Origin of the sequence: Neobacillus niacini (assembly GCF_036961885.1) — a bacterium.
Classification (GTDB): Bacteria; Bacillota; Bacilli; order Bacillales; family Cytobacillaceae; genus Neobacillus; species Neobacillus niacini_H.
This window is the reverse complement of the sequence record NZ_JBALNQ010000069.1, coordinates 15,953-24,722: the sequence shown is the minus strand read 5'-3', so window position 1 is coordinate 24,722 and position 8,770 is coordinate 15,953. Positions and strand designations below refer to the sequence as shown.

At 39.0% G+C, this 8,770-nt stretch carries 9 protein-coding genes and 1 other annotated feature; all 9 genes read right to left on the bottom strand.

The genetic code is table 11. From position 1 onward, the window contains the following. Window positions 1-106: 106 nt before the first annotated feature. On the bottom strand, window positions 107-412 hold the full coding sequence (locus V7124_RS23545) for a rhodanese-like domain-containing protein (protein ID WP_335419364.1): 306 nt from the start codon (window positions 410-412) through the stop codon (window positions 107-109). Between the two features lie 49 nt (window positions 413-461). Next, window positions 462-2,882, bottom strand: coding sequence for a leucine--tRNA ligase (gene leuS, locus V7124_RS23540; protein WP_335493990.1), 2,421 nt, complete (start codon window positions 2,880-2,882; stop codon window positions 462-464). A gap of 41 nt (window positions 2,883-2,923) precedes the next feature. After that, window positions 2,924-3,147, bottom strand: a binding site (T-box leader). A 137-nt stretch (window positions 3,148-3,284) separates the two neighbouring features. After that, window positions 3,285-4,472: an MDR family MFS transporter gene (locus tag V7124_RS23535; RefSeq protein ID WP_335493987.1), complete on the bottom strand. Its 1,188-nt coding sequence runs from the start codon at window positions 4,470-4,472 to the stop codon at window positions 3,285-3,287. 139 nt (window positions 4,473-4,611) lie between these two features. Continuing rightward, complete coding sequence (locus tag V7124_RS23530; RefSeq protein ID WP_335493984.1) at window positions 4,612-4,851, bottom strand: hypothetical protein; 240 nt, start codon at window positions 4,849-4,851, stop codon at window positions 4,612-4,614. Between the two features lie 225 nt (window positions 4,852-5,076). Beyond that, a complete protein-coding gene (locus V7124_RS23525) occupies window positions 5,077-6,537 on the bottom strand; it encodes an ammonia-forming cytochrome c nitrite reductase subunit c552 (RefSeq protein ID WP_335493981.1) in 1,461 nt (486 codons plus the stop codon). Between the two features lie 2 nt (window positions 6,538-6,539). After that, on the bottom strand, window positions 6,540-7,064 hold the full coding sequence (locus tag V7124_RS23520; protein WP_335419380.1) for a cytochrome c3 family protein: 525 nt from the start codon (window positions 7,062-7,064) through the stop codon (window positions 6,540-6,542). A 92-nt stretch (window positions 7,065-7,156) separates the two neighbouring features. Continuing rightward, complete coding sequence (locus tag V7124_RS23515; RefSeq protein ID WP_335493978.1) at window positions 7,157-7,975, bottom strand: hypothetical protein; 819 nt, start codon at window positions 7,973-7,975, stop codon at window positions 7,157-7,159. Between the two features lie 276 nt (window positions 7,976-8,251). Continuing rightward, window positions 8,252-8,431, bottom strand: a complete 180-nt coding sequence (locus V7124_RS23510) for a glycogen biosynthesis protein GlgD (RefSeq protein ID WP_335419386.1) — start codon at window positions 8,429-8,431, stop codon at window positions 8,252-8,254. Next, window positions 8,428-8,715, bottom strand: a complete 288-nt coding sequence (locus tag V7124_RS23505; RefSeq protein WP_090759364.1) for a YtzC family protein — start codon at window positions 8,713-8,715, stop codon at window positions 8,428-8,430. The genes V7124_RS23510 and V7124_RS23505 overlap by 4 nt, the downstream gene beginning before the upstream one ends. Window positions 8,716-8,770: the final 55 nt, after the last annotated feature.

Below are 8,770 nucleotides of genomic sequence, written 5' to 3'. Positions count from 1 at the left end.
CATATGTATTCTCCTTTCTCTTTTACTCACAGTATTTCCATTTTTTCAGAAAATTAAAAATAAGACACGCAAAAAAAAAAAAAAAACGATTCCGCTAGGGAATCGTTTATTCTGTCTCTCCTGGCCATGCGAGCATGCCGCCAATCATATTGCGGACTTTATAGCCCTGTTCTTGCAAGTAGTAACAGACATTACCACTACGCGCACTGGAACGGCAAATGAAGATGTATTCTTTATCTTTATTAAAGTAATCAAGGTTAGCAGGAATCTCACCCATCCGGATATGTTTTGCCCCCGGTATCATTCCTCGTGCAACCTCTTCGTCTTCCCTTACATCAATAAGCTCAAGTTTCTCCCCTTCTTCGAGCTTTTTCTTTAATTCTTCTGGTGTAATAATCTGAATTTCTTCCATCTTTCCCACCCCTAGGAAAGGATTCCCCCCCAAAAGGGGAAATCCAAAATTAGTTTGCTACAATGTTTACTAACTTACCAGGAACAGTAATGACTTTTCGAATCGTTTTTCCTTCGATTTGTTCCTTCACTCTTTCATCATCCATTGCAATACCTTCTAGAGCTTCTTTACTCGCGTCAGTTGGCACCAATAGCTTTGTCTTCACTTTTCCGTTAACTTGAATCACAATTTCTACTTCATCGTCCACTAATTTAGCTTCATCATATGCTGGCCACGTTTCATAAGAAATGGTTGCGCCTGTATGACCAAGCTTCTCCCATAGTTCCTCTGCAACATGCGGTGCAACTGGAGCAAGCATTTTCACAAATCCTTCCATAAAATGCTTTGGAAGAACAGTAGCTTTATAAGCTTCATTGATAAAAACCATCATTTGTGAAATCGCGGTATTAAATCGCAATCCTTCATAGTCCTCTGTTACCTTTTTAACTGTTTGATGATAAACCTTTTCTAAGGTAGAAGATTCTTCATCTGCCTGAATTTTTGGATTTAATTCGCCATTATCTTCAACCATTAAACGCCAGATACGATCTAAGAAACGGCGAGATCCGTCAAGGCCATTTGTTGACCAAGCAATCGAAGCATCAAGTGGGCCCATAAACATTTCATATAAGCGAAGTGTGTCTGCACCATGGCTGTCAACAATATCATCAGGATTGACAACGTTGCCTTTTGATTTACTCATTTTTTCATTGTTTTCACCTAGGATCATTCCCTGGTTGAAAAGCTTTTGGAATGGTTCTTTGGTTGAAACAACTCCGATATCATAAAGGACTTTATGCCAGAAGCGTGCGTATAGTAAGTGAAGCACGGCATGCTCAGCACCACCAATGTATACATCAACTGGAAGCCAGTGCTTTAATTTTTCTGGCGACGCAAGTGCTTGATCATTGTTAGGATCAATATAGCGTAAATAATACCAGCAGCTTCCCGCCCATTGCGGCATGGTATTGGTTTCACGGCGTCCCTTCTTGCCTGTTTCTGGATCAACTATATTTACCCAGTCCTCGATCACAGCAAGAGGTGATTCTCCTGTTCCAGAAGGTTTGATATTGGTTGTTTTTGGTAAAGTTAATGGCAGCTGGTCTTCAGGAACGGCTGTCATCGTACCATCTTCCCAATGGATAATTGGAATTGGCTCTCCCCAATAACGCTGACGGCTGAACAGCCAATCGCGTAAACGGAATGTTACCTTTTTCGTACCAATCTCCTTCTCCTCTAACCATGAGATCATCTTACTGATTGCTTCTTCTTTATTTAAACCATTTAAGAATCCAGAGTTGATATGTTCACCATCACCTGTGTAGGCCTCTGTTTCAACATCGCCACCTGCAACAACAGGCACTATTGGAAGGTCAAACTGTTTCGCAAATTCATAGTCACGCTCATCATGAGCAGGTACTGCCATGATTGCACCTGTACCGTAACTTACTAATACATAATCGGCGATCCAGATTGGCATCTTTTCTCCATTAACCGGATTAATCGCATAGGCACCGGTAAATACACCCGTCTTCTCTTTCGCTAAGTCAGTACGCTCAAGATCACTCTTTGTCTTAACTTTGTCTAAATAAGCGTCAACTGCTGCTTGCTGTTTTGCGGTAGTAATTTTATTCACAAAAGAATGCTCTGGTGCCAGCACTGCATACGTTGCACCAAACAAAGTATCAGGACGAGTCGTAAATACGGTAAATGTTTCATCATGCCCTTCGATGTTAAAGGTTACTTCCGCACCCTCAGAACGGCCGATCCAGTTGCGTTGCATTTCCTTTAGACTCTCTGGCCAGTCAAGCTCTTCTAGGTCCTCAAGTAAACGATCACCGTAGGCAGTAATTTTTAACATCCACTGCTTCATCGGTCTGCGTTCAACCGGATGCCCGCCACGCTCACTCTTGCCATCAATCACTTCCTCATTTGCCAGCACGGTTCCTAGCGCAGGGCACCAGTTAACAGCAACTTCATCGATATAAGCAAGACCTTTTTCAAATAGCTTTAAGAAAATCCATTGCGTCCATTTATAGTATTCTGGGTCTGTGGTATTTACTTCCCGATCCCAATCGTATGAAAAACCGAGTGATTTTATTTGTCTCCGGAAAGTGTTAATATTTTTTTCTGTAAACTCTGCTGGATCGTTACCCGTATCTAATGCATACTGCTCAGCAGGTAGACCGAATGCATCCCAGCCAATAGGATGAAGAACATTGTATCCCTGCATCCTCTTTAAGCGTGCAAGAATATCTGTAGCGGTATAGCCTTCAGGGTGCCCAACATGCAGACCAGCCCCAGACGGATACGGAAACATATCTAAAACATAGAATTTCTGTTTATCAAATTCTTCACTCGTTTTAAATGTCTTTTCTTCTTCCCATTTCTTTTGCCACTTTTTCTCAATATGCTGATGTTCGAAACTCATTGTCTATTCCTCCTAAAACAATATAAAAAACCTCTCATCCCAAAAGGGACGAGAGGATTATCTATGTATCTTCCCGCGGTACCACCCACATTAGTGTTGTAAACACTCGCTTCATTCATCCTTAACGCGGCAAACGGCAAACATTACTACTTCTTTCATGTTTGCAACTCATAGGCGAGTTCATGATGTACCCGATTGACTTCCACCAGCCGTCAACTCTCTAAAACAGGTATGGATCACTACTATTCCTAATCAAGGTTATTAAATATAAAAAGTATTACGGTTATTGTATTAAATTTCCCTGCAGGATGCAAGTAACTTTCTCCTAAAACAGTTTGACCTTAAAAAATATTTTTTAAACATAATAATACCGGCTTCTAAGTAGGGAGCCGGTATTATTTGCTAAGTTAGTTTTATTTTAAATTGTTTTTCATTTTTCAAGATACGATCATAAGCCAGAGTAGTAATGATTGCTATTATGAATAAGCCAATTAAGATAAAGAAAAGGACAGACATACTATAAAGGTCAACCAATATTCCCCCTAAAAGAGGACCAATCATTCTGCCTCCGGTTGCAGTACTATTTACAATTCCTTGATAAAACCCTTCACGCCCCTTTGGAGCTAAGTCAAAGGCGATTGTTGGTACTGCCGGCCAAATAAACATTTCCCCAATGGTTAAAATAATCATCGCTACCAGAAATCCTGAAAATGCGCTTGCATTTCCTGCTATAAGGAAAGAAACAATAAAAATAGCAATCCCGATGAGAATTTGTAGCTTTAGGGTGGCTGCCAGACGCTTAAGCACGATATTTAATAATGGCTGACCTAGAACGATTAAGGCACCATTTATCGTCCATAATAGGCTGTATTGCGATAAAGATATATTAATTTCCTGAGTATAAGAAGCAATTGTTGTCATCCATTGAACGTAGCCAACCCAACATAGCAAATAACCTGAACATAAAATCAATAAAGCATAGAGATTTTTTCTATTCTTTACAAGTGGTATATTCTGAAGGCCATTCGCTTGTTTAGCCGAAGCAGTAGAAATCCCCTTATAGCCAAAAATAGCGATTAGCAAAAAGATAATGTACATTACGGTGTTAGCAAGGAAGATTAATTCAAATGAGAAATCGGCAAGAATGCCGCCGAGTGAGGCTCCGACAGCTACCCCGAGGTTTTGTGCAATATAAACAGCATTAAAGGCTTTACGTCCGCCTTCCTTCCAAACCATTCCAGCCATCGCATACATGGCTGGGAAAGTAATTCCACTGCCAAAACCAACGATGGTTAAGAAGACAATATATTCTGGCCATCCATGCCAGAAAGTTAATCCGATAAGAGCTGCAAGCGAAATACCTATTCCTAGAAGAATAGATTTGTAGCCGCCGATTTTATCAAAGAGACTGCCTCCATAAAGATTTCCAATGACGCTCGCAGCGGAGTTTAGCATCAAAACGACCCCGGCCATCGATAAAGACTTACCTAAATGATCGTGAATATAGATTGTATTTAACGGCCATAAAAAGGAATTGCCTGTTACATTCACTGCCATCCCAATAATTAATAGCCATAAAGCACGTGGCATGAAAAACGCTCCTTCATCTAACACTTATTTTCGAGTACCAAAGGATATTGTAGTATCATTCCTGCTTCGGTGCAATGCCTTTGTAAATTGTTGTAATAATAAAAAAAAGCCCTGTATTAAGGGCTTTGCGCACATTGACTTACCGTTTTTTCTTTTTGGAATTATCTACTGCTGGTTTACCTTTAACAATGACTTTTTCAAAAAAGAGCTGCACTTGAATTTGTTTTTCACCTATTGGTGTTACACTTGACACTTTGCCTTTGCGGCCTTTAATGACTACATCTTCACCAACTGAAGGTACTTGCTTTAGAAGTTGACTTAAAAGTTGATTTTTGTTTTCAAGAAAATGGACAACAAACATTTTGGTCTCTCCATTCATATGGATTGGATTCTCCCTATAAAATATTGTATGATCCATTCATTTAGACCATCTCAACTAGAAAAATCGCAGCCAAATTGACACACCTCTCTAAATTTGCCACAATATACAGAAGAAAACACTGCATTCACATTGAAAGCAGTGTTTTCATCAACTTTTATGGACTCTCTCTTAACTTTTCTTAATCCTTCTTGGCGGGATGGTTAAGACTGTTGATGAAAGGGTCTATTTTTTTACTGCTGGTGCTACAGGCTGCTGTGCAGGGAAATAGCTGTTAATAGCATGATCCTTTTTCTTATCGTTTACAGTTTCAGCTTGTACAGCTGTTTTTGCTTTTTCAATCTCGGAGGTAAGCTCTTCGATACTCACACCTTTTTTCACTAACTCTTCTGTTGCGAGGCGAATCGCATTGTTAGATTGTACAACTGACTCACGTAATGAATCCATTGAACCTTGTGGGTTATGGAATCCTGCTGAGTTTTCAGCTGCAATAATATCCCAGAACCATTGACCTTTACGGACAAATTCTTGAGCCTGCTTGATCTTGTCTGGGCTGACTCCAGAAGTAATCATCTTATTAATATAATAGTGAGCTGAAGTAGAGATATCCTGGGCTTCATGTAATGCACTTACATTTGAATCTTGGATTTCAGTCACACGATCTTTTAATTTGTCTAAATCTCTATCACCATGACATTGACCGCAAGATGTATCCATTGTTTTAAGTGGTGAAGTCCAATAGTGTGAAGTAATTTTCTTTTTACCATCAACACGCTCAAATGGCATATGGCAGTCAGCACAAGATACATTTGCTTTACCGTGTGTACCGCTAGAATGTGTTTCAAATTCAGGGTGCTGTGCTTTTAACATTGGGGCTCCTGAAATATTGTGAACCCAGTCTTTTTCAAAACCATTTTCTTTGGCAATCGTATTATAATATTCATACATATCTGCAGGTTTATAACCATTATCCCATGGGTAGGTTACTTCGCTGTTATCTGCTGCAAAGTGATACTCAACATGGCACTGGCCGCAAACATAGGTGCGCATCTCGTTTTTCGTTGGGTTTGAATAATCAACACCTTTTGCATCTAAAGCTTTGAAAAAGCTTGGACGGGTAACGCGTAAATCCATTGTTTCTGGATCATGGCAGTCAGAACATCCGATTGGCGAGTGTCCCATTGCTTCACCCTTTGGCCAAATTTCTTGTCTGAAATTAGCACCCCAATAGTCGTCGCCCATTTCTTCAATCATTTGCGGAACGGCAGTTGATTTACACGTATAACATGAACCAACTGATTTATCGTTAATCCGTTTAACATCCTTAATATCTTCAAGTGCATAAACGTGGCCGCGTTCTTCATTATACTCGGTGGCAAATCCATAACCGTTAAATAAAACCGGCAGTAAAGGTTCTTTATCAGGATCGTACTTACTTCGTTTCACTGAACCTCCGTATTTAGTATCTTCCATTTTTTCATTTTTCTTGTAACTATTATATTGAAGCGGAAATAATTCTTTAAATGCCTCATTGCTTATTTCATCCTTAGAAAGGCCAGTTGTTCCCTTCACTTCCTTAGCACTTGCTGTTTTGTCGCTTTTCTCCTCACTGGAATTGCTGCAGCCAGTAATGATGAGCACAAATACTAGTAGAAGGAGGTATGCCCCATAACGGAACCTATTCATTCTTAAAATCCTCCCTTATTTTTTAATAATTCGCCAGACTTTGGTGCCTGGTCAAAGGTATCATCCTTAAAGTCTTTTCCATGTGGTACTGTCTTGTGACATGACATACAGTTGTCTTTCGCATCATGTGAGACATTACTAATGGTACTCTTATGACAATCAGCACAGTTTTGATTAATAACTCTCAATGTGCGCGTTGTCGCATAAATTCTATCTGGAATGTCTTCCGTACCCAGGGTGTTGTAAAAAATATGTGTCATCCCTGCCCGGCCCTTAAAGAATAGTTTTCCTACCTCATTCTCGTGCGGCAAATGACAGTCATTACACTGTAATTCAGCATGAGTCGAATCAACAAATGAGGTATAAACCGACTTCATGGTATGACAGTTTTGACAAAATCCTGGTGAATCCAAGTAAGCCATTGTTTTAACTGTGCCCAATGAAAAGAGTACACCCGCGATAAGTGCCCCCAAAAGTAATACCCGTTTATCGATTGCCCACAATTTTTTAAACCATTTTTTAAACATCCTTTCACCTCCCATAATATTTGATCTCTCTCTACTATTTATGAATAAAGTACAATTCGTACTCTATTGCCACAAGGAATGGTCTTGCATTGTTAGTTCTTTTTTCGGTTTCTTTTTAGGAACAACGTAAAGGCACCTGCAAATAGCAAACCTGCTCCACTGACTGCTGCGATGGAAAGAACACTAGAGTTTTTTTTATTTTCTACTTTTTCAACTGGCTGTTGTTCTTGCTTTTCCATCAGCTCAATCGTAGTTTTTGTTTCAGTACGGTCATAAGAAAGTTCGAAACTTTTCTCTTCTCCCGCTTTCAATCCTTGAAAGTTATAGGAATATACCCCTTCTTCATCAGCGTGAGTTTTTTTCTCTTCAGGTGCTGGATTAAGTTCTATATTTTTCGCTTGAAGAGGCTGAATGAATGATACATTGAATAAGCCAACATCTGTAAAGCTCTTATATGTAAAGGCAATTGATTTCTTTTCTTTTTCAACGATTATCGTATCTGTATAAAATTCTACAACGAATTTATAAACATCATTTGGCTGAATTTCTTCACTTGTTATCCAGGATAGAGTTCCTTTTTCTTGATTGATCGTATATTCAATTTCATACACCTTCGATAAGTCACTGGAATAATCGGCAACATAGCCAATTCGAAAGTTCTTATCTTCCATAGGCAACGGGATTTCTATTTGCCCTTTTTGCGGCTCTTCTGATTGATTGAGCATTGTTCCTTGGTAACCAATCAATAATGGCGGATTTTCTTTGTTTACATCATTAGGATGATACGTAAATTCTGGCATGACTTTTATTGATAGCTCCTGCATTTTCAGGATGTTTTCGTTTTCTTCTGCTGCTGTCAGTGCAGGGTTTAATAAGAGTAGTAAACTAAAGATAAACCATAATCTTTTCATCGTTTTACTTCCTTTCAAGAGAAAAATTTTCGTGAATTTATTCACAAAGAATACCAAAAAATATCTATTTACAGGCTTTGCCTTGTGATTAGATGGATAGCTAAAATTCTTACCTTATTTATCCCATTATTGATAATCTCATTCTGTGACCAAAATCACAAAAAGTTTTATAGTTATTTCTAATTTGTGAACTGGAATTTTACCTTATTCCCACAGTGTTTTTAGGGTTATTCACAAAAAAACCTTCAACAGATTGTTGAAGGTTTAAGATCTTTATTAGGATGATTGATTTTTTTCTTGGTGAAACTTCGATTTCACTGGTTGACCGCCAGATTTTTCATATTTCTTTTTTGATTGTTTTACAAGATCTACATCCTGACCAAGCTCGAGGTCTTGATTATTTATGCCATTTCTTGTTTTTTGTTCTGGATTATTTTGCTTTGAACGTTTTTTCAAGATAGGCTACCTCCCGTATAAGTCTGTCCTTCTAAAATCAATGTATTTTGAAGCTGCTGAATTTGCAGTCTCATCCGGTGGAGTTGATCCCGCTGCTGGGAATTCGCACTATGGGCCATCTTCGCTATATCTTGATAGGTCTGTTCAAGATCTTGTAAAGCCTTTGTATAATCATCATTATTATATTGCTCTTGAAGGCTGCTTTCTTCAAATTGTTCTTTGGCATAGCGAATTGTATCCTCACACTGCTGCATTAATGCGTCCATTGAAGCACGTGTAGCCATCTAAGGACCCCCTTCTTTTTAGTGACACATTCCACACTTGTCTAGCTACAGCGCC